The sequence below is a fragment of the Nocardia sp. NPDC087230 genome, assembly GCF_044744725.1.
Taxonomy (GTDB): domain Bacteria; phylum Actinomycetota; class Actinomycetes; order Mycobacteriales; family Mycobacteriaceae; genus Nocardia; species Nocardia canadensis.
Genome location: NZ_JBIUYV010000003.1, coordinates 26,825 through 51,178 on the forward strand (window position 1 = coordinate 26,825; position 24,354 = coordinate 51,178).

Here is a 24,354-nt window from a genome sequence, read left to right on the forward strand (position 1 = left end):
GTGGGTCCGGGGGAATTCCGAGAGTTGTATTGCGGCCGCGTGGCGTCACCTGCGGTCGGTAGATGGAAGGCAGTCCAGATGACCAACACCACTCCGGCGCGCGCGGGAACAGAACAGCTGGCGGCGCTGGTGGCGACGGTCGCGGCGATGGAGCCGGCCCGGATCGCGGTGGATTTCGACGGCACCGCGGTGTCCTACGCCGACCTCGACGCCCAGCTGACGACGATGGCCGAGCTGACCGGTGGCGCACTGGACCCCGAGAGCCTCGTGCAGGTCGTGCTCGCCGAACTGTTCCCCGGCGTGGTCGACGCCGCCGACGGCACCTTCGGAGTGCTGCTGGACGCGCTGGCCGGTGACGCCCTGGCCGCCCTGGGTATGGAGCCGCCGATGGCGGGGCAGGCGCCGACCCTGGTCGACCGCTTCGCCGAGCAGCTGGCCCGCACCCCCGACCTGGTCGCGGTGCAGTTCGGCGCGCGGACGCTGACCTACGCCGAATTCGATGCCAGGGTGCGGGTGCTGGCCGGGCGGCTGGTCGCCCTCGGGGTGGGACCGGAGGCGCTGGTCGGGCTGGCGATGCGACGCGGCCTCGAGCTGATCGTCGCGGTGCACGCGATCGTGCGCGCCGGTGGCGCCTACGTGCCGCTGGACCCCGATCACCCGGTGGACCGGCTGCACTACGTGCTCGAGGTGGCCCGTCCGGTCGTGGTAGTGACCCGGGCCGCCGACGAGCCCGATCTCAACGGCGTCCCCGTGCTGCGCACCGACGACATCGACTGGACCGCGCCGCCCGCCGCGGTGGACGGCGGCGCGCGGGCGGGCAATACCGCCTACGTCATCTTCACCTCGGGCTCGACCGGCCGACCCAAGGGCGTGGCGGTCACCCACGGCGCGATCGTGGCGAACCTGGACTGGCGCCAGCGCCGCTACGCGCTCTCCGATGCCGACGTGGTGCTGCAGAAGACGCCCTACACCTTCGACGTGTCGGTGTGGGAGCTGTTCTGGCCCTTGCAGATCGGCGCCAGACTGGTCGTCGCGGAACCCGGTCGCCACGGTGATCCCGGTTACCTGGCCGCGCTGATCGCCGAGCACCGGGTCAGCGTCACCCACTTCGTGCCCTCGATGCTGGCCGCGTTCGCCGGTGAGCTGTCCGAGACCACCGCACCGGTGGACCTGTCCTCGCTGCGGATGGTGTTCGCCTCCGGGGAGGCGCTGCCCGCCGCCACCGCCACGCGGTTGCGCAAGCTGTCGGCGACCGCGCTGCACAACCTGTACGGGCCCACCGAGGCGGCGGTCGACGTGACCGCGCACGAGGTGAGCGACGCCGACGAGGTATCGGTGCCGATCGGCGGTCCCGCCGACGACACCGGGCTGCTGGTGCTCGACGAGAACCTCGACCAGGTACCCGCGGGTGTGGTGGGCGAGCTGTACCTGTCCGGGGTGCAGCTGGCGCGCGGCTATGTCGCCCGGCCGGGCCTGACCGCCGATCGCTTCGTCGCCAATCCGTACGGCGTGCCCGGCGAGCGCATGTACCGCACCGGTGACCTGGTGCGGCAGCTGCCCGGCGGGGACGAGCTGGAATACCTGGGGCGCACCGACTTCCAGGTGAAGCTACGTGGTCTGCGGATCGAGCTCGGGGAGATCGAGGCCGTGCTGGCCGCGCATCCGCGCGTCGGCAATGCCGCGGTGGTGCTGCATCGGCATGCCGCGGGCGAGGCGTTGGTCGGCTATGTGGTCAGTGTCGACGGCGCACCGCTCGACGAGGCCGAGCTGGTCGCGCACGCGAAGGCGTCGATGCCCGAGTACATGGTGCCCTCGCTGCTGGTGCAGCTGCCCGCGATGCCGATCAACGCCAGCGGCAAGCTGGATCGTAAGGCCCTGCCGGAGCCCGACTTCCGGGTCGCGGCCGCGGAGTTCCGCGCGCCGGTCACCACCACCGAGCGCGCCGTGGCGGCGCTGTTCGGCGATCTGCTCGACGTCGAGACCGTCGGCCTGGACGACGACTTCTTCCGCCTCGGCGGCAACTCGCTCATCGCCACCCGTGCCATCGCCCGCCTGCAGGCGAATTTCGGTGTGCGGGTCGATGTGCGGGACTTCTTCGACAATCCGACCGTCGCCGTGCTGGCGAAGCTCGTCGACGGCGGGCCCGTCGACGACCGCCCGGTTCTGGTCGCGGGCCCGCGCCCCGAGGTGCTGCCGCTCTCGCCCGCCCAGCAGCGGATGTGGTTCCTGAACCGGTTCGATCCGGAGACCGGCGCCTACAACATCCCGATCGCCGTCCGCCTGTCCGGCGCGCTCGAGCTGGACGCCCTGCGCGCCGCCGTCGGCGATCTGATCGCCCGGCACGAGGTGCTGCGGACGGTGTACCCGGAGGTCGACGGGGTCGGGACACAGCACGTGCTGTCCCCGGCGGAGGCACTCGATGTGCTTGCGGCCGAGTCGAACTCGACCCTTCTCGCTGCCGACGCTGCGAGCGTTGCCGGCGCTACGGCCGGGTCGGGGGTCGGCGGGGTCGAGTCGGCGTCGGTGTTGTCCCGCATCCTCACGCCCATCGGTGTCGCGGCGCACGACCTTCCCGAGACGCTGGCCGCGGAGATTCTGCGCGGGTTCGATGTCACCGCCGCGCCGCCGCTGCGGGCGCGGTTGTACGAGGTCGACGGTGACCACGTGCTGGTGCTGGTGGTGCACCACATCGCCTCGGACGGCTGGTCGGCCGGCCCGCTGGTGCGGGACACCATGACCGCCTACTACGCGCGGACCGAAGGCACGGCGCCGCAGTGGGCGCCGCTGCCGGTGCAGTACGCCGATTACGCGCTGTGGCAGCGAGCACTGCTCGGGTCCGAGGACGATGCCGACTCCAGGGCCGGGCGGGAGATCGCCTACTGGCGCGAGGCGCTGGCCGGGCTGCCGGACGAATCCAGCCTGCCGACCGATCACCCGCGTCCCGCCGTCGCGTCGATGCGAGGCCGCCGGGTCGAGTTCGCGCTCGACGCCGAGCTGGTGGCGACGCTGAATGCGGTGGCGGCCGAGCAGGGCGCGACCCTGTTCATGGTCCTGCACGCCGCGCTGTCGGTGTTGATCGCGCGCCTGTCGGGGACTACCGACGTGGCGATCGGCAGCCCGGTCGCCGGGCGTGGCGCCGCCGAACTCGACGATGTCATCGGCATGTTCGTCAACACCGCGATCCTGCGCACCGAGGTGCGCGGCGGGGAGTCCTTCGCCGAACTGCTCGGCCGGGTCCGCACCGGCGATCTGGCCGCGTTCGACCACACCACCCTGCCGTTCGAGCGCTTGGTGGAGGTGCTCGCGCCGCCGCGCTCGGCCGGTCGTCACCCGCTGTTCCAGGTGGCGCTGGCACTGCAGAACCTGCCGCCGACCACATTCGAGCTGCCCGGCCTGCGTGCCGCCGCCGTCGACCTGCCCTACGACATCGAGAAGTTCGATCTGTCGGTGACCCTGCGTGCGTCCGACGCCACCGGTCTGTCCGGCGAATTCTCCTACGCCACCGACCTGTTCGACGAGTCCACCATCACGCGGATGGTGCGTCGCTTCACCGGCTTGCTCGCCGCGATCGCCGCCGCGCCGCAGACCCTGGTCGCCGACCTGCCGCTGCTGATCGACACCGAACTCACGGAGCTGACCAGTCGTACCGGCGGCCCGTCCGATCCCTTCCCGCTGCTGCCGCAGGTGCTGGCCGAGGCCGCCGCCGACCCGGCCGCGATCGCGATCCGCGACGGCGCGCGCACCGTGACCTACGGCGAACTCGACGCCGCGTCCGCGCGCCTGGCCGCGCACCTGACCGGTCGCGGCATCGGCGCCGGTGACCTTGTCGCCGTGAGCATCCCGCGTTCCGCCGACTCCGTCACCGCCGTGTGGGGTGTCGTGCGTTCCGGCGCCGGTTTCCTGCCGGTCGACCCGACCTACCCCGCCGACCGCATCACCCACATGCTCGCGGACTCCGGAGCGGCTGTGGGCATCACGGTCGGGTCCGTCCGTGCCGATCTGCCCGCCACCGTGGAGTGGCTCGCGCTCGACGCCGTGGCGAGCGCCGAGGCGACGAACCGGCTCGGCACGGCGGATGCCGCCGCCGCGGCCTCCGACGTCGACAGCTTCCTGCCGGCCGAACAACGTCGTGCGGTGGATCCGCTGGACCCCGCCTATGTCATCTACACCTCCGGGACCACCGGTCTGCCCAAGGGCGTGGTGATCCCGCACGGTGCCGTCGCGGCGTATCTGCCGGTGCAGGCGGGGCGGTATCGGGCGTCGGCGGACGCGCGGGTGCTGCACGTGGCCTCGCCGTCGTTCGACATCTCGGTGGCCGAGCTACTGCTGACCGTCACACACGGCGCGACCATGGTGGTCGCGCCGACCGGCGTGTTCGGCGGGGCGGAGCTGGGTGAGCTGCTGCGGACCGAGCGGGTGACCCATGTGATCATCACACCGTCGGCGCTGGCCACGGTGAATCCGGACGGGCTCGACGAGCTGCGGGTCGTGGTCGTCGGTGGTGAGGCGTGCCCGGCGGAACTGGTGGCGCGGTGGACCGCGGCGATCCCCGGTCTGGTGTTCCGCAACGGCTACGGTCCCACCGAGACCACCATCGTCACCAACATCAGCGCACCCCTCACGGCGGCAACGCCGATCACCCTGGGCGCGCCGGTCGAGGGCACCACCGAACTGGTGCTCGACGAGCGGCTGCGTCCCGTTCCGGCCGGTGTCGTCGGCGAGCTGTACATCGCCGGGGCGCAGCTGGCGCGCGGCTACCATCGCAGGCCCGCGCTCACCGCGGGCCGGTTCGTCACCAATCCCTACGGCGCGCCGGGGGAGCGGATGTACCGCACCGGTGACACCGTGCGCTGGGTCCGCACCGGCGCCGACTGGGACCTGGAGTACTTGGGCCGCAACGACTTCCAGGTGAAGGTGCGCGGCTTCCGGATCGAGCTCGGTGAGATCGACGCCGTCCTGGCCCGGCACGCCGACGTGGACTTCGCCGCCACCCTCGGTCACCGCACCGAGGCGGGCGCGACCGTCCTCGTGTCCTACGTGGTGCCGGTCGCGGGCGCGGGCGTCGACACCGCGACGCTGATCGCGCACGTCGCCGCGCATCTGCCCGCGCACATGGTGCCGGCCGCGATCGTCACCCTCGACACCGTGCCGCTGACCCCGGTCGGCAAGCTCGACCGCGCCGCGCTGCCCGCGCCGGTGTTCGAGGCCGCCGCCTACCGCGCCCCCGAGTCGCCGACCGAGCAGGCCGTCGCCGCCGCGTTCGCCGAGGTCCTCGGCCTGGACCGGGTCGGCCGTGACGACGACTTCTTCGACCTGGGCGGCACCTCGCTGCTGGCGACCCGCTTGATGGCCCGCCTCGGCACCGACCTCGATCTCCGCATCCCGGTCCGCCAGCTCTTCGACACCACGACGGTGCTCGCCCTCGCCGCGGCCGCCGACCGGCTGCGCGGCACCGGCGCGGGCCCCGCCCTCGTCGCGGGCACCCGCCCCGATCCGCTGCCGCTCTCGCCCGCCCAGCAGCGCATGTGGTTCCTCAACCGGTTCGACCCCGGCTCGGCCACCGACAACATCCCGATGGCGGTGCGGCTGACCGGCGCGCTCGATGTCGCCGCGCTGCAGGCCGCCCTCGTCGACGTGCTGGACCGGCACGAAGTCCTGCGCACCCGCTACCCGGAGCGCGACGGACAGGCGATCGCCGAGATCCTGCCCGCCACCGGCCTCGTCCCGGAGGTGCTGCCGCAGATCGTCGGCACGGCCGCGCTGACCGACGCGGTGCGCGCCTGCGCCACCACGGGCTTCGACCTGACCGTCGACGCTCCGATCCGGGCGACGCTGCTGCGCGTCACCGACGGTGCGGCAGCGGCTGATTCGTCCGGTGCGTCGCCGGTGCCGACGGACCCGGCAGCCGGCGCGGCCGAGTACGTGCTCGTGATCGTGCTGCATCACATCGCCGCCGACGGGTTCTCGTTCGGACCGCTGATCCGCGATGTGCTCACCGCCTACGGCGCCCGGGCCACCGGGAACGTGCCGCAGTGGTCGGCGCTGAGTGTGCAGTACGCCGACTACGCGGTGTGGCAGCACGCCGTCCTCGGGGACGCCGCCGATCCGGCATCGGTGGCGGCGCGACAGCTGTCGTTCTGGGCGGACACCCTCGCGGGCGTCCCCGAGCAGCTGGAACTGCCCGCCGACCGGACCCGGCCCGCGATCGCCTCGCGCAGCGGTGCGCTGCACCCGATCGACATCGATGCCGAAACACACCGCGCGCTGGCCGAATTCGCGCGGGCACGGGGTGTGACGGTGTTCATGGCGGCGCACGCGGTGTTCGCGGTCCTGCTCGCGCGGCTGTCGGCGACCACCGACATCGCGATCGGCACCCCGGTGTCGGGGCGCGGTGACCGGGCCCTCGACGACCTGGTCGGCATGTTCGTCAACACCCTCGTGCTGCGGACGCAGGTCGCTCCCGCCGCCTCGTTCACCGAACTGCTGGCCCGCGTACGCGAGACCGACCTCGCGGCCTTCGACCACGCCGACGTGCCGTTCGAGCGGCTGGTCGAGGTGCTCGACCCGGTTCGCTCCACCGCGCGCAACCCGCTGTTCCAGGTGATGCTGTCGCTCAACGAGGACACCCCGCGGGTCCTGGCCCTGCCCGGGCTCACCGTCGCCGGCGTCGATTTGCCGACCGCCGTCGCCAAGTTCGACCTCGAACTGACCCTCACCGAGCACCGCGACGAGCACGGCGCCCCCGCGGGCCTGTCCGGCGCGTTCCTCTACGCCACCGACCTGTTCGACGCGACCACCGTCGCCGGGTTCGCCACCCGCCTGCACCGGCTGCTCGACGGCGTCCTCGCCGACCCCGACCGGCCGGTCGGTGATTTCGACCTGCTCGACCCGGCCGAATCCATCGAGATCCTGACCGCCTGGAACGCCACCGACCTGCCCCTGGACGCCGCGGCCACGCTCGCCTCGCTGGTCGCCGACCAGGTCGCCGCCACGCCGGACGCCGTCGCGGTGGTCGTCGACACCGACCCGGCGGACGAACCGGTCTCGGACGCGAGCCCCGTCGAATCGCTGACGTACGCGGAGTTCGCGAGCCGAGTCCATCGTCTGGCGCGGCACCTCGTCGGCATGGGCGCGGGACCGGGAGCGATGGTCGCCGTAGCCCTGCGGCGCGGTCTCGATCAGCTCGTCGCCGTGCACGCCGTGCTCGCGGCCGGTGCCGCGTACGTGCCGGTCGACCCGGATCATCCGGCCGAGCGGACCGCGTACGTGCTGGCGTGCACGGCACCGGTCTGCGTGCTGACCGCCACCGGTCACGGTGTGGCCGTGGGGGACTCGGTCGTCGAGATCGACACCCTGGAGCTGTCGGAGCTCTCGGCGGCGCCGCTCGCCGACGAGGAACGGACCACCCCGCTGCGGCCCGATCACCTCGCCTACGTGCTGTTCACCTCCGGCTCGACCGGCAGGCCCAAGGGTGTGGCGGTGCCGCACCGGGCCGTGGTCAACCAGCTGCTGTGGTTGCAGCGCGAGTACGCGCTCACCGGCGACGACGTCGTCCTGCAGAAGACCCCGTTCACCTTCGACGCGTCGGTGTGGGAACTGCTGTGGCCGTTGCAGACCGGCGCGCGGCTGGTCCTCGCCACCGCCGACGGGCACCGCGACCCGGCCTATCTGGCCGCCGCGACCGCGCGGCACGCGGTCAGCGTCGTGCAGTACGTGCCGTCGGTGCTGGCCGCCGTCGTCGCCGAGCCGGTGCGCGCGGAGAGCCTGCGCCTGGTCTTCGCCGGTGGTGAGGCCCTGACCACCGAACTGGCCCAGCGTGTGCGCGCCGCCACCGGTGCCGCCGTCGTGAACCTGTACGGCCCCACCGAAACCGCCGTCCAGGTCACCACCCACCGGGTCGGCGCCGAGCCGACCGCCGCCGCTCCGATCGGCACGCCCGTCGCCAATACCCGCGTGTACGTGCTGGATTCGCGGCTGCGCCCGGTGCCCGCCGGTGTTCCGGGCGAGCTGTACGTGGCGGGCGCCCAGCTGGCCGACGGCTATCACGGCCGCGCCGACCTGACCGCCGAGCGTTTCGTCGCCGACCCGTTCGGGACCGGCGACCGCCTCTACCGCACCGGCGACCTGGTGGTCTGGCGCACCGGTCACGCCGGACCGGCCCTGCACTACCTGGGCCGTACCGACTTCCAGGTGAAGCTGCGCGGCCTGCGCATCGAACCCGCCGAGATCGAGGCCGCCCTGGCGGCGGTCCCGGGTGTCGGCCGGGTCGCGGTGATCGTCCGCTCCGACGACGATCGCCCGGACCAGCTCGTCGCCTATATCGCGCCCGCTGCCCGCCCAGGTGCGGCCGGCGACGTCACCGGTCCGAACCCCGCGGTCAGGAGGTCGGCCGACGGACAGGCAGCGGTAGCGCAGTCCTTGACGCCGGCCGTCCTCGATGCCGCCGTCGCGGCGGTGCTGCCGTCCTACATGGTGCCCGGCGCCTACGTCGTCCTCGACGCGTTGCCGATCAACAGCTCCGGCAAGCTCGACCGCCGGGCCCTGCCCGCGCCGGAATCGCCGGAGCGGGAGTACCGCGAGCCGTCGACCGCCACCGAACGGATCGTCGCGGCGACCTTCGCCGACGTCGTCGGACTCGATCGGGTCGGCGCCGACGACGACTTCTTCGCCCTGGGCGGCAACTCGCTGCTCGCCACCCAGGTGGCCGCGCGACTCGGCGCGGCCCTGGACGCGAAGGTCCCGGTGCGGGAACTGTTCGAGGCGAGCACCGTCGCCGGTCTCGCGGTCCGCCTGGACGCGCTGCGCGGCACCGGCAGCAGGCGCGGACCGGTGGCGGGCCCACGGCCGCCACGGATTCCGCTCTCGCCGGCGCAGCAGCGCCTGTGGTTCCTGCACCGTTTCGATCCGTCCTCCACGGCGTACCACATCCCGGTCGCGATCCGGCTCAGCGGCGACCTGGACACCGTCGCGCTGCGCGGCGCCCTGGGCGACCTGATCGCCCGGCACGAGACGCTGCGCACCACCTATCCCGAATTCGACGGGCAGGCCACCCAGCTCGTCGGCGCGCCGTTCGTCCCCGCGCTCGCGGTGACCGAGATCGAGGCCGGGAACGTGGCCGCAGCCGTGGCCGCGACGCTCGACGGCGGCTTCGACATCACCACCGAGGTGCCGGTGCGCGCCGCGCTGCTGCGGGTGTCGCCGACCGAGCACGTCCTGGTACTGGTCGTGCATCACATCGCCGCCGACGGCTGGTCGATGGGGCCGCTCACTCGCGACCTGGTCGCCGCCTACGCGGCCCGCAGTGCCGGTGCCGAGCCGCAGCTGCCCGCCCTGGCCGTGCACTACGCCGACTACGCGCTGTGGCAGACCGAAGGCCTCGGCAGCGCCGACGATCCCGACGCGCCGCTGGCCCACCAGCTCGCCTACTGGACCGACCGGCTCGCGGGACTGCCCGACGTACTCACCTTGCCCGCCGACCGCCGCAGGCCGCTGATCGCCTCCAACCGCGGCGCCACCTTCACCACCACCCTCGACGCCGAACTGCACCGCCGCATCGACCAGCTCGCCCGCACGCAGCGCGCCACCCCGTTCATGGTGCTGCACGCCGGGCTCGCGGTGCTGCTGGCGCGGCTGTCGGCGGGCACCGACATCGTCGTCGGCACGCCCGTCGCCGGCCGTGGGCATCGCGAACTCGACGACATCGTCGGCATGTTCGTCAACACCCTGGTGCTGCGGGCGAGCGTGTCCGCCGCCGCGCCGTTCAGCGCCCTGCTCGACGACATCCGCGCCGGCGACCTCGACGCCTTCGAGCACGCCGACGTGCCGTTCGAAAGCCTCGTCGACGCCGTCAACCCGGCTCGCTCCCAGGGCTATTCGCCGCTGTACCAGGTGTCGCTGGCGCTGCAGAACCAGCGCACCACCGCGTTCGAGCTGCCCGGCCTGACCCTGTCCGGGCTGACCCTGCCGGACGCGCCGATCGAAGTGGACCTGGACTTCACCTTCGTCGACCACTACGCCGCCGACGGCACCGCCGACGGTCTCGACCTCGAACTGCGCTACGCCACCGACCTCTTCGACGCCGACACCATCGCGACCCTGGTCGGCATGCTGGAGCGGGTGCTGCGCGCCGCCGTCACCGCGCCCGGCACCGCCGTCGGTGACCTCGCCGTGCTCGACGACAGCGCCCGCGCGCGACTGCTCGCCGGTCCGCACGGTGACCTCGTGCCACTCGACCCCGTCCTCGCCGAACTCGGCCTGCGCGCTCCGCTGGCCGCAGATCTGGTGGACGCGGCCGCCGCCCGTGACCCGCACGCCGTCGCCGCCGTCTGCGACGGCGCCGAGATCACCTACGGCGCCCTCGCCGCCCGGGCGAACCGGCTCGCGCGCAGGCTGATCGACTGCGGCGTCGGCCCCGAGACCCCGGTCGCGGTCGCGGTGCCTCGCGGCATCGAGCTACTGGTGGTACTGCACGGTGTGCTCGCCGCCGGTGGCGTGTACGTGCCGATCGATCCGGCCCAGCCCGCCGACCGCATCGGGCACGTGCTCGAGACCGCGGCGCCGCGCCTGGTCGTCGCCGCCTCGGACGACGCGCTCGACCATGTCGACCGCGGCATCCGATCCGCTACGGCCTCGGTGCATTTCGCCGCCGCCTCGCGCTCCGGCTTCCCGGTGCTGACCGTCGCGCAGCTCGAGGACCCCGCGCAGCCGCCGGTCCACGGCGGCCCGGTCACCGATGCCGAACGCCTCGCTCCGCTGCATCCCGAGCACCCCGCCTACGTGCTGTTCACCTCCGGCTCCACCGGTCTGCCCAAGGGCGTGCTGGTCTCGCATCGGGCCGTGGTCAACGAACTGTGCTGGCTGCGTGGCGAATACGACCTGACCGCGGCCGACCGGCTGCTGCAGCGCGCGCCGCTGACCTTCGACGTCTCGCTGTGGGAGCTGCTGTGCCCGGCGCTGCTCGGCGCCACCCTGGTCCTGCTGCGGCCCGGCGGCCACCTCGACCTCGCCTACCAGGCGCGGGTGGTGCGCGAACAGGGCGTCACCATCGCCGAGTTCGTGCCGTCGGTGCTGGCCGCGATGCTCGCCGAAGGGCTGGCCGAGGACCTGCGCGGACTGCGGATGCTGCATCTGGGCGGCGAGGAACTGCCCGCCGCGCTGGCGGCCACCGTGCTCGCCACCCTGCCCGCCGAACTGCACAACACCTACGGCCCGACCGAGGTGACGATCACCAGCACCTTCCAGCACATCACCGCGCCGGTCGAGCAGACCGAGCTGCCGATCGGCAGGCCGAGCTGGAACGTGCGCGCCTACGTGCTCGACGAGCGGCTGCATCCGGTGCCCGCCGGGGTCGCCGGTGAGCTGTACCTGGCGGGCGACCAGCTCGCCCGCGGCTACCTGGGCAGGCCCGACCTGACCGCCGACCGCTTCGTCGCCGACCCGTACGGCCCCGACGGCGCACGCATGTACCGGACCGGTGATCTGGTGCGCCGCGATCGCGCCGGTGCGCTGGTGTACCTGGGCCGCAACGACTTCCAGGTCAAGATCCGTGGCCTGCGGATCGAGCTGGGCGAGATCGAGGCCGCCCTCGGCGACGCTCCCGGCGTCACCCACGCGACCGTGCTGCCCGCGACCGACGACGCCGGGCGGCAGTGCCTGGTCGCCTACGTCGCCGGTGCCGTCGACCCCGCCGTGGTGCGCGCGCACGTCGCGAGCCGGGTGCCCGCGTACATGGTGCCCGCCCACCTGGTGGTGCTCGACACCGTCCCACTCAACTCCGCGGGCAAATTGGACCGTGCCGCGCTGCCGGCCGCCGACCTGTCGGTGACCACCGCGTATGTGGCGCCGCGACCGGGCGCGCAGACCGCGCTCGCTGCCGTGGTCGGTGAGCTGCTCGGGCTGCCCCGCGTCGGCGCCGACGACGACTTCTTCGACATCGGCGGCAACTCCCTGCTCGCCATGCGGCTCGTCGCCCGCGCCAACGCGGCGCTGGGCAGCGCGCTCGACGTGCGCGATGTGTTCGACGCCCCGACCGTCGCCGGCCTGGCCGCCCGTGCCGCCACCCACGGCGAGCGGCTGCCCGCGCTGACCGTGGTGGACCCGCGCCCGGCCCGGATCCCGTTGTCGCTGGCCCAGACCCGCCTGTGGCTGCTCAACCGCATCGACCCCGACTCGGCCGTCTACACCCTGCCGATCGCGCTGCGCCTGACCGGCGCGCTGGACACCGACGCGCTGTGGGCGGCGCTGGGCGATGTGCTCGCGCGGCACGAGTCGCTGCGGACGGTATTCCCCGAAGACGCCGAGGGACCCACCCAGGTCGTCCTCGCGGTGGACCGGGTGCTGCCGCCCGCCGTCGTCGGTGAGATCGCCGAAGCGGACCTGGCCGAGGCCGTGCGCGAGATCGTCGGGGCGGGCTACGACCTGACGACTCAGCCGCCGGTCCGCGCCGCGCTGCTGCGGTCGATCCCCGCCGGTCGGAACGGGTCCTCCGTCGCCGCCGCGCGCCATGGTGCCGCCCTCGCCGGTGGGGTGGCCGAAGCCGCCCTGCGCGGCGATGCGGCGTCCACGCCGAGCGAGGTCGAGCACGTGCTGGTGCTCGCGGTGCATCACATCGCCGCCGACGGGGTGTCGACCACGCCGCTGGCCCGGGATCTGCTCACCGCGTATGCCGCGCGCAGTGCGGGGCAGGCGCCGGCGTGGGAGCCGCTGCCGGTGCAGTATCCCGACTTCACGCTGTGGCAGCACGCGGTGCTCGGCGATGCCGCCGACCCGGCGTCGCGGCTGGCCCGGCAGCTGCGGCACTGGCGCGAGGAATTGGCCGGGCTCGCCCCGGCGCTGGAACTCGCCACCGATCGGCCGCGGCCCGCGGTGCGCACGGGTGCGGGTGGGGCCGTCGGGTTCGACGTGCCCGCCGACGTGCTGGCCGGGATCGAGGAGCTGGCCCGCCGCCACGGTGTCTCCACCTTCATGGTGGTGCACGCGGCCTTCGCCGTGCTGCTGTCGCGGCAGGGGGCCGGAGCCGACATCGTGGTCGGAACGCCGGTCGCGGGCCGGGCCGATGCCGCGCTCGACGATCTGGTCGGCATGTTCGTCAACACCCTGGTGCTGCGGACCACGGTCGACGCGGGCGCCGGATTCGCCGACGTGCTCGCGCACGTGCGCGAGGCCGATCTGCGCGCTTTCGCCCATGCCGAGCTGCCGTTCGAGCGGCTGGTCGAGGAGCTGAATCCGGCCCGCTCGACCGCGTATTCGCCGATCGTGCAGGTGATGCTGGCGTTCGAGCACCGCGACGACACCAGCATCGAGCTGCCCGGTCTGCGGATCGACGAGTTCGCGCTGCCCGCCGCGACCACCCAGTTCGACCTGTCGCTGGCGCTCGACGAGATCACCGGCGCCGCCGGGGAACCCGGCCTGCGTGGCTGGCTGCGCTACGCCACCGACCTGTTCGACGCCGACACCGTCGTGGCCTTCGGCGAGCGCTTCGTCCGCGTCCTGGCCGCGGTGGTCGCCGACGAGGCGCGCCGGGTCGGGGAGATCGACCTGCTCGGTCCCGCCGAGACCGCCCAGCTCGCGGCGTGGAACGACACCGCCGCGCCGCTGGACACCGCGGCGACGCTCGTCTCGATGTTCGCCGCGCAAGCCGCGCGCACACCCGAGGCCGTCGCCCTCGACTTCGAAGGTCAGCGGATCACCTACGGCGAGTTCGCCGTTCGCGTCGCCCGCACGGCGCGATTCCTGATCGGCCAGGGCGTGGGTCCCGGCGCCGTCGTCGGGGTCGGCCTGCGCCGCGGCATCGACCTGCTCGTCGCGATCTACGCCGTGCAGGCGGCGGGCGCGGCCTACCTGCCGCTGGACCCCGACCACCCGGCCGACCGGATCGCCGACGTGCTGGCGACCGCGGCCCCGGTGTGCGTGCTCGCCGGCGCGGGGTTCCCCGACACCGGCACCCGCACCGTCGATCCCGCGGACCTGGACCTGTCCGGGTTCGCCGCCGATCCGGTCACCGACGCCGACCGGATCCGGCCGCTGCGCGCGGCCGATCTGGCGTACGTGCTGTTCACCTCGGGCTCGACCGGCAAGCCCAAGGGCGTGGCGGTCAGCCACACCGCGATCGTCAACCGCCTGGTCTGGATGCAGGATGCGTACCGGCTCGACGCGAACGGCGTCGTGCTGCAGAAGACGCCGATCACCTTCGACGTGTCGGTATGGGAGTTGTTCTGGCCCTTGCAGGTCGGCGCCACCCTGGTGATCGCCCGTCCCGACGGGCACCGCGATCCCGCCTACCTGGCGGAGCTGATCACCCGCGCCGGCGTCGATGTCGCGCACTTCGTGCCCTCGATGCTGGCGGCGTTCCTCGCCGAACCCCGGGCCGCCGACTGTGTGTCGCTGCGCCAGGTGTTCGCCTCCGGTGAGGCGCTGCCCGCCGCCGACGCCCAGCGGCTGCGCGCACTGCTGCCCGGGGTGGCCGTGCACAATCTGTACGGGCCGACCGAGGCCGCCGTCGACGTCACCTTCCACGAGGTCACCGACGCCGACACCGTCACCGTGCCGATCGGCGCCCCCGTCGCCAACACCGCGCTGCACGTGCTCGACGCCCGCCTGCGGCCCGTGCCCGTCGGTACCCCCGGCGAGCTGTACCTGGCCGGGGTCCAGCTGGCCCGCGGCTATCTGGCCCGCCCCGATCTGACGGCGGACCGCTTCGTCGCCGACCCGTACGGGATGCCGGGGGAGCGTATGTACCGCACCGGCGACCTCGTCGTGCGCACCCGCGGCGGCGAACTGGAATACCTGGGCCGCACCGACTTCCAGGTGAAACTGCGCGGCCTGCGCATCGAACTCGGCGAGATCGAAGCCGTCCTGTCCGGCCTCGACGCCGTCGACCGTGCCGTCGTCACCGTCCGCGACGACGGCACCGGCGACTATCTCACCGCGTACCTCGTCCCCGCGAGCACGGAAAGCGCACGCCACGCCCCGTCCGGCGAGACACTCGCCGCCGGCGCCGCGACCGCGGCGGAAGCGCCGGCTGGGCCGGGCCTCGATGCGGACCGCTCGGACGCGGCGGCGAACCGCGACCGGTCGGGTGGTCGCGCGATCGACCTGGAGCCGGTGAAATCCACTCTGCGGCAAGCACTTCCGGCCTACATGGTGCCGAGCGCCTTCGTGGTACTCGACACGCTGCCGGTGAACGCGTCCGGCAAGCTCGATCGGCGGGCACTGCCCGCTCCTGAACTCCTCGCGCGCGCCTTCCGCGCACCGGCGACGCCGTCGGAGCAGCTGGTGGCCGGGGTGGTCGCGGAGGTGCTCGGCCTCGACCTGGTCGGCGCCGACGACGACTTCTTCGATCTGGGCGGCAATTCGCTCATCGCGACTCGGGTCGCCGCCCGGCTCGGGGCCGCGCTGGACCGGCAGGTGCCGGTGGCGCGGATCTTCGAGACCCCCGTGGTGGCCGCGCTGGCCGCCGCGCTCGACAGCGCCGAGGGCGCGGCCCGGCTGGCGCTGGCCGCGGGAGAGCGCCCCGCCGTGCTGCCGCTGTCGCCCGCGCAGCAGCGCATGTGGTTCCTCAACCGGTTCGATCCCGAGTCGGCCGGATACAACGTGCCGATCGCGGTGCGGCTCAGCGGGGCCCTCGATGTGGACGCGCTCGCCGCGGCCGTCGGCGATCTCGTCGAGCGCCACGAAGTGCTGCGCACCTACTACCCCGAGACCGCCGACGGCCCGGTGCAGGAGATCCTGTCCGCCGCCGAGGCCGGTGTCGCCCTGCGGGTCCGTGAGATCGCGGCCGATCAGGTCGTCGCGGCGGTCACCGCACTGGCTGCCACCACCTTCGACGTGACCGCGGGGGTGCCCTGGCAGGTCGTGCTGTACCGGCTCACCGCCGGACAGTCCACCGACGGTGACCCTGCGGGGGTCTCGGCTGCCGCGTCCTCGCAGGAGGCGGTGCTGGCCCTGGTCGTGCACCACATCAGCGCGGACGGCTCGTCCGTCCCGCCGCTGGTGCGCGATCTGATGACCGCCTACCTGGCGCGCCGCGACGGCGCCGCCCCCCGGTGGACGCCGCTGCCGGTGCAGTACGCCGATTACGCGCTGTGGCAGCGCGCGGTCCTCGGCGACGAAGCCGACCCCACCTCGGTGGCCGCCCGCCAGCTCGACTTCTGGCGCGGCGAACTCGCCGATCTCCCCGACGAACTCGCCCTTCCGCTGGACCGGCCGCGCCCGGCCGTGCGCACCCTCGCCGGCGGCACGGTGCCGGTGACGCTGGACGCCGCCACCCACGCCCGGCTGACCGAGCTGGCCAGGGACGCGGGCGCGACCCTGTTCATGGTCGTGCACACCGCGTTCGCGGCCCTGCTCGGCCGCCTCAGCGGCAGTGCCGACATCACCGTCGGCACACCTGTGGCCGGGCGCGGTGAGGCCGCGCTGGAAGACCTGATCGGCATGTTCGTCAACACCCTGGTCTTCCGCACCCGCCTGGTGCCGGGGGAGACCTTCGGTCAGCTGCTGGCTCGCCAGCGCGCCACCGACCTCGCCGTGTACGCCAACGCCGACGTGCCGTTCGAGCGGCTCGTCGAGGTGCTCGACCCGGCCCGCTCCACCGCCAGGCACCCGCTGTTCCAGGTGGGCTTGTCGTTCCAGAACTTCGAGCGCGCCGAACTGGCCCTGCCCGGAATCACGGTGTCCGCGCTGGACACCGACAGCGCGCTGTCCCAATTCGACCTGCACCTGATCGTCAGCGACGACTACGCCGCCGACGGCGCCGCCGCCGGTGTCACGGGCGTGCTCACCTACGCCGACGACGTCATCGACCCCGAGACCGCCGCGGCGATCGCGGCCCGGCTGCAACGGCTGCTCACCGCCGTCGCCGCGGCGCCGCACACACCGCTGGACGGTATCGATGTGCTCGAGCCCGCCGAGCGGACCCGCATCCTCACCGAGTGGAACGCCACCGCGCACGAGATCGACCGCACCGCGACCCTGCTCACCCCGTTCCGCGACCGCGCACGCGAGACGCCCGGAGCGACCGCGCTCGTGTCCGAGGACACCGAACTGACCTACGCCGAGCTCGACGCCCGGGTCAATCGCCTCGCCCGCCACCTCGTCGCCGAGGGCGTCGGCCCCGATGTGCTGGTGGCCCTGGCCATGCGGCGCTCGATCGATCTCGTCGTCGCCATGTACGCGGTGCTCACCGCCGGCGGCGCGTACGTCCCCGTCGACCCGGATCACCCGGCCGAGCGCATCGCCCAGGTGCTCGACACCGCCCGCCCGCACCTGGTGCTCACCACCGCGCGCGACTACTTCGACCGGCAGTCGTCGACGGGCACCGGCATCGCCGCCATGGCCTGGCCCGTGCCGCGGATCGTCGTCGTCGACACCGTCGACACCTCCGTCTACGCGGCGGACCCGGTAGCCGAGGCGGAACTTCGGGCACCCCTGCGGGATTCGAACCTCGCCTACGTCCTGTTCACCTCCGGCTCGACCGGCAGGCCCAAGGGCGTGGCGATGAGTCACGCGGGCGTGCGCAACCAGATCGCGTGGCTCAACGCGCGATACCGGATCGACCGCGACGACGTGTACTTGCAGAAGTCCGCCGCCGGGTTCGACCTGTCGGTGTGGGGCTTCTTCGCCCCGCTGGCGGCCGGTGCCACGCTGGTGCTGGCTACCGCGGACGGCCATCGCGACCCGCTGTACCTGGCCGACCTCGTCGCCGCGCGCGCGATCACCGTCGCCGACTTCGTGCCGTCGATGCTGGCGATGTTCGCCGCGCACGCCGACGCGCGCCAGCTGGCGAGCCTGCGGCTGGTGTTCGCGATCGGCGAGGCGCTCACCCCGGACACGGTGGCGGCGCTGGGGGCGAAATCCACCGCGGCCGTGCACAACCTGTACGGACCCACCGAGGCCGCCGTCTCGGTCACCGCCTGGCCCGCCGACGGCGCGACCGGGCAGACCGTGCCGATCGGGGTGCCCGAGTGGAACACCCGGGTCTACGTCCTCGACGAACGCTTGCGGCCGGTCGCCCCCGGCGTCGCCGGTGAGTTGTACCTGGCGGGCGAGCAGCTGGCGCGGGGCTACCTCGGGCGTCCCGACCTCTCCGCCGACCGGTTCGTCGCCGACCCGTTCGGCGCGGCGGGCGAGCGCATGTACCGCACCGGCGATCTGGTGCGCTGGAATCGTGACGGGGTCCTGATCTATCTGGCGCGCATCGACTTCCAGGTGAAGTTCCGTGGCCAGCGCATCGAGCTCGGCGACATCGAGACCGCGCTGGGCGGCCTGCCGCAGGTCAGCCAGGCCACGGCGGTGGTGTCGGCGAGCCCGACCGGCGACCGGCTCGTCGGCTACGCGGTGCCGGTACCCGGCGCCGAACTCGATCCCGCGCAGCTGCGTTCGGCCCTGGCGGCGGTGCTGCCGTCGTACATGGTGCCGTCGGTGATCGTCGTGCTCGACGCGTTCCCGCTCAACACCTCCGGCAAGCTCGACCGCAAGGCCCTGCCCGCACCGGAATTCGTGGCCAGGCCGTTCCGCGCCCCGGTCACCCCGGCCCAGCGCGCGGTCGCCGAGGTCTTCGGCGAGGTGCTCGGCCGCGACCGGGTCGGTCTCGACGACGACTTCTTCGAGCTCGGCGGCAACTCGCTCGTCGCCACCAGGGTCGCCGCCCGCCTCGGCGCGGCCCTGTCGACCCGGGTACCGGTGCGCACGCTGTTCGAGGCGACCACCGTCGCCGACCTGGCCGAGGCGCTCGCCGGCCGGATGGGCAGCGGCGCGGGCATCGCGCTGAGCGCCGCCCGCCGCCCGCACCGGATCCCGCTCTCGGCGGCCCAGCAGCGCATGTGGCTGCTCAACCGCCTCGATCCGGCGTCGGCGGCCTACAACATCCCGATCGCGGTGCGGCTGCGTGGCGAGGTGGACGCGGCGGCGCTGGCCGCCGCCGTTGCCGACGTGCTGGACCGCCACGAGGTGCTGCGCACCGCGTACCCGGCGATCGACGGCATCGGCCATCAGGCGGTGTGGCAGTTCGTGCCGACCCCGGTCGTGGAGACCGTCGACCCGATCGCCGTGCCCGCGATGGTGGCCGCGGAGATCGGCCGCGGTTTCGACGTCACCGTCGCGCCGCCGGTCCGCGTGCGCGTGCTGCGCTGCGCGCCCGACGAGGTGGTGCTGGTCGTGGTGATCCACCACATCAGCGCCGACGGCTTCTCCGCCGGACCGCTGCTGCGCGACACCACCGCCGCCTACCTGGCCCGGCGCGCGGGCACCGACCCCGGCTGGGCGCCGCTCGAGGTCCAGTACGCGGACTACACGCTGTGGCAGCGCGAGGTGCTGGGCAGCGAGGACGACCCCGAGTCGCTCGCCGCCGAGCAGGTTCGGTTCTGGCGCGACGAGCTGGCCGGGCTGCCCGGACTGCTCGACCTGCCCATCGACCGGCCACGCCCCGCGGTCGCCTCGCAGCGGGGCGCGAGCGTGGACACCGTGGTGGCGCCGCAGATCTGGCAGCGGGTCGGGCAGCTCGCCCGGCGCGCCGACGCCAGCGCGTTCATGGTCGCCCACGCGGCGCTGGCCGCCCTGCTGGCCCGGCTCAGCGGCACCGGTGACATCGCCATCGGCACGCCGGTCGCGGGTCGCGGCGAGGCCGCGCTCGACGATCTGGTCGGCATGTTCGTCAACACCCTGGTGCTGCGGACCGCCGTCGACCCGGCCGCGCCCTTCACCGACCTGCTGGACCGGGCCCGCCGCGTGGACCTCGACGCGTTCGAGCACGCCGACGTGCCGTTCGAACGACTCGTCGACGTGCTCGACCCGGTCCGCTCCACCGCGCACAGCCCGCTGTTCCAGGTGATGCTCGCCTTCCAGAACCTGGACGCCGCGCCCACCGAGGTCAGCCTGCCCGACCTCACCGTGACCGGGCTCGATACCGACACCGCCGTCGCCAAGTTCGACCTGGACCTGGTGCTCGCCGACACCGCCGACGGCGGCTGCGCGGTGAGTCTCACCTACGCGACCGACCTGTTCGACGCCGCCACCGCGACCCGCATCGTCGACGGCTATGTGCGGGTCCTCGACGCCGTCACCGCCGACCCGGCCCGCCCGATCGGCGAGGTCGACCTGCTCACCGACGCCGATCGGAGCCTGCTCGAAACCTGGTGTGACACCGCGCATCCGGTGGCGGCCGAGGTGCTGCCGGTCGCGTTCGACCGGCAGGCCGCCGCGACGCCGGCCGCGATCGCGCTCACCGACGGCGACGTCTCGCTCACCTACGCCGAGTTCGCGGCCCGGGTGAACCGGCTGGCCCGCCACCTCGTCGACCAGGGCGTCGGGCCGGACACGGCGGTCGCCGTCGCCGCGCGCCGCTCGCCCGACCTGCTGGTCGCGGTGCACGCCGTGCTCGCCGCAGGCGGCACCTACGTGCCGATCGACCCCGATCATCCGGCCGAGCGGATCACCCGAGTCCTGCGGATCGCGCAGCCGGTGTGCGTGCTCACCACCGCCCGCGATCGCGCCGACCTGCCGGTCATCGCCGCGCCGGTGGGGGTCGACGTGGTGGTGGCCGACACGGTCGACCTCACCGGTTACCCGGCCGGGCCGCTCACCGACGCCGAGCGGGTGCAGCCGCTGTTGCCCGAGCACACCGCGTACGTGATCTTCACGTCCGGATCCACCGGCTTGCCCAAGGGCGTCGGGGTGCCGCACCGCGCCATCGTCAACCAGCTCGACTGGCTGGCCGCCGAATTCGGGTTCGCCGCGGGCGACACGGTGCTGCACAAGACGCCGGTCACCTTCGACGCCTCGATCTGGGAACTGCTGCTGCCGCCACGCGTCGGCGCCCGCACGGTCCTCGCCCGTCCCGGCGGACACGGCGATCCCGGCTACCTGGCCGACCTGATCGCCGAGCACGCCATCGACACCGTGCAGTTCGCACCGACCCTGCTCGCGGCCTACCTGGCCGAATCGGCGGCACGGCCGTCGGCGGCCGACCCGGTACGCAACGGCGTTGCGGGCCAAGCACTTCCGTCGACCGAAGACACCCGACCGGTCGCCGGTGGCGGAGCTGTGACGGTGCCCGTCGGTGTTCCGGCGGGTCTGCGGCGGGTGTTCGCCGGTGGCGAGATCCTGCCCGCGGCACTGGCCCAACGGGCCCGCGAGGTGACCGGCGCGCAGGTGATCAACCTGTACGGGCCGACGGAAACCGCCGTGCAGGTCAGCACCCACGTGGTGGGCGACGCCGACACGGTGACGGTGCCGATCGGCGCGCCGGTGCGGAACACCGGGCTCCACATCCTCGACGCGCGCCTGCGGCCGGTGCCGCCGGGTGTGACCGGCGAACTGTACGTCGGCGGTGCGCAACTCGCGCACGGCTACGTCGGCGCGGCCGGGCTCACCGCCGAGCGGTTCGTGCCCGACCCGTTCGCCGGGCCCGGCGAACGGATGTACCGGACCGGCGACCTCGTCCGCCTGCGGACCGGCGACAACGGTGCGGCCGTCCTCGACTACGTGGGTCGCGGCGACCTCCAGGTCAAGCTCAACGGCCAGCGTCTCGAACTCGGCGAGGTGGAAGCCGCGCTGCTGCACCAGCCCGGCGTCGCGCAGGCCGCGGCGACCGTGGTGGCGGGGGCGGGCGCGGACCGGCTCGTCGGCTACGTCGTCGCGGAATCATCCGGGGCCCAGGGCGATCCGCTCGACCCGGCCGCGGTACGCGCGGCACTGGCCGCGGAGCTGCCCGGGTACCTGGTGCCCGCGGTGGTCGTCGTCCTCGACGCGTTCCCGGTCAACACCTCCGGCAAGCTCGACCGCGCCGCCCTGCCACGGCCGCAGCTGCGCCAGGCCGCCTACCGTGGCCCGGTCACCGAGACCGAACGGCTCGTCGCCGCGGAATTCGCCCGGGTCCTCGACCTGGACCGGATCGGCATGGACGACAACTTCTTCGACCTCGGTGGCAACTCGCTGACCGCGGTGCAGCTGTCCTCGCGGCTGAGCGCGGCGCTCGACGTCGCGGTGCCGGTCGCGTGGTTCTTCACCGACCCGACACCCGCCGTGGTCGTGGAACGGCTCCGCGCCCGGGACGACGCGGCCGACGACGCGTTCGCGGTGCTGCTGCCGCTGCGCGCGCACGGCACCGGCGCACCGCTGTTCTGCATCCATCCCGTGGGCGGGGTGTCCTGGTCCTTCGCCGGCCTGACCCGTCATCTCGACCCCGAGCGCCCGATCTACGGTCTGCAGTCGCCCGCCCTCACCGCGGACGAACCGCTGCCCGACAGCATCGACGCCTGGGCCCGGCGCTATGTCACGGCCATCCGCGACGTCCAGCCCGAGGGGCCCTACCACCTGCTCGGCTGGTCGCTGGGCGGCCTGCTCGCGCACGCCGTCGCCACCCGGTTGCAGGCCGAAGGCGCCGAGGTCGCGCGGCTGGCGATGATGGACAGCTGGCTCGGGGACGGACCGGAGCAGACACCGCTGCCGACCGTCGGCGACCTGCTCGGCGGCCTCGCCGGCGACGAATTCAACGTGACCTTCGACGCCGACGGCCTGGCCGCCGCGGCCGCCGACCTCGGCGGACCGCTGGCCGCGCTGGACCGGACCCGCCTGGCCCGCATCATCGACGCCGCCACGGCCTCGATGACGATGGTCGACGCCTACCGGCCCGAGCGCTTCGACGGCGACCTGGTCTACTTTGCTGCCACCGTCGACGACCCCACCGGCGCGCGCGGCGCGGCGAGCTGGGCCGGCGTCATCGGCGGCGCGGTGCACCGGTACGGGATCGAGGCCAGCCACTGGGCGATGGCGAGCGAGGCCGCACTGGCCGCGATCGCCGCCGTGCTCGACGGCGCCGGGCCCGCGGACGGCGGCGTCGACGCGGCGAGGGCCGATGCGCGAGCGGGGGTGCGGGGCGCATAGAATCGCGGAGCCGGCCGTCGAGCCTGCTGCCTGATCACCGAGGCATCCGCGCACGTCGCCAGCACCCTGTTCGAGAGGTCGAGAAGCCATGTCAGTACAGCCGTCCGGTGGGATCGGGTGACGAAGCCACAGTTGACCGAGTCGACCGAAACCACTGACGACGTCTCCACCACCGGTGGTGTGCGCCGCACCGTGCTCCCGGGTGGGCTGCGCGTGGTGACCGAGCACGTGCCCGGCGTGCGCTCGGCCTCCATCGGGGTGTGGGTCGGCGTCGGCTCGCGCGACGAGGGGCCCACCGTGGCCGGCGCGGCGCACTTCCTCGAACACCTGCTGTTCAAGGCGACGCCCACCCGCTCGGCGCTCGACATCGCCCAGACCATGGACGCCGTCGGCGGCGAACTCAACGCGTTCACCGCCAAGGAACAGACCTGCTACTACGCCCACGTCATCGACGAGGACCTGCCGCTGGCCGTGGAACTGGTCGCCGACGTGGTGCTCAACGGCCTGTGCCGGGCCGTCGACGTCGACGTGGAGCGGCAGGTGGTGCTCGAGGAGATCGCCATGCGCGACGACGACCCCGAGGACCTGGTCGCCGACTCCTTCCTCACCGCGCTGTTCGGTGACCACCCGATCGGGCGCCCGGTGATCGGCACCGTCGAATCCATCGAGGGCATGCGGGCCGCCCAGCTGCGCGGCTTCCACCAGCGCCGCTACCGACCGGACCGGATGGTCGTCGCGGTGGCGGGCAATGTCGACCACGACCGCACCGTCGAACTGGTGCACCGCGCGTTCGGGCCGCGCCTGGACGCCACCGTCGACCCGGCGCCGCGCCGCGAGGGCAGGTTCCGCGCGCAGACCGCGCCCAGCCTGGTCCGGATCAATCGCGACAGCGAACAGACCCACCTGGTCTTCGGGGTGCGCGCGTTCGGCAGGCACGAGGGACAGCAGCGCTGGCCGCTGTCGGTGCTCAACACCATCGTCGGCGGCGGCCTGAGTTCACGGCTGTTCCAGCGCATCCGGGAGGAACGCGGCCTGGCGTACTCGGTGTACTCGAGCGTCGACACCTTCGCCGACACCGGCGCGTTCTCGGTCTACCTCGGCTGCCAGCCCGAAAACCTCGCCCAGGTCACGACATTGGCGCGCGACGTGCTCGTCGACGTGGCCACCAACGGGGTCACCGACGCCGAATGCGCCCGCGCCAAGGGCTCGTTGCGCGGCGGGCTGGTCCTCGGCCTCGAGGACTCCGCCTCGCGGATGAACCGCATCGGCCGCAGCGAACTGAGCTACGGCAACCACCGCAGCGTCTCGGCCACCCTCGCGCGCATCGACGCCGTGACCACCGACGAGGTCAACGCCATCGCTCGCACCCTGCTCGCCCGCCCCTACGGCGCGGCGGTCGCGGGCCCCTACCAGCGCACCCGCGACCTGCCCGCCGCAGTCCGCAAACTCGTCGACCACTGACCCACGCCCCGCCGC

The 24,354-nt window shown here is 73.5% G+C and carries 2 protein-coding genes; both read left to right on the forward strand.

Annotated features, from left to right (window positions below; all coding sequences use genetic code 11):
* Positions 1-78 precede the first annotated feature (78 nt).
* Positions 79-22,878 carry a non-ribosomal peptide synthase/polyketide synthase gene (locus tag ACIO52_RS12245; RefSeq protein ID WP_402643649.1) on the forward strand — a complete coding sequence of 7,600 codons (22,800 nt, stop codon included), beginning with the start codon at positions 79-81 and terminating at the stop codon, positions 22,876-22,878.
* A gap of 132 nt (positions 22,879-23,010) precedes the next feature.
* Positions 23,011-24,339: a M16 family metallopeptidase gene (locus ACIO52_RS12250; protein WP_402643652.1), complete on the forward strand. Its 1,329-nt coding sequence runs from the start codon at positions 23,011-23,013 to the stop codon at positions 24,337-24,339.
* Positions 24,340-24,354: the final 15 nt, after the last annotated feature.

What these genes read in the sequence shown, in the direction of transcription:
- ACIO52_RS12245 (WP_402643649.1), top strand. Translation starts at nt 79, where the DNA reads ATGACCAACACCACTCCGGCGCGCGCGGGAACAGAACAGCTGGCGGCG.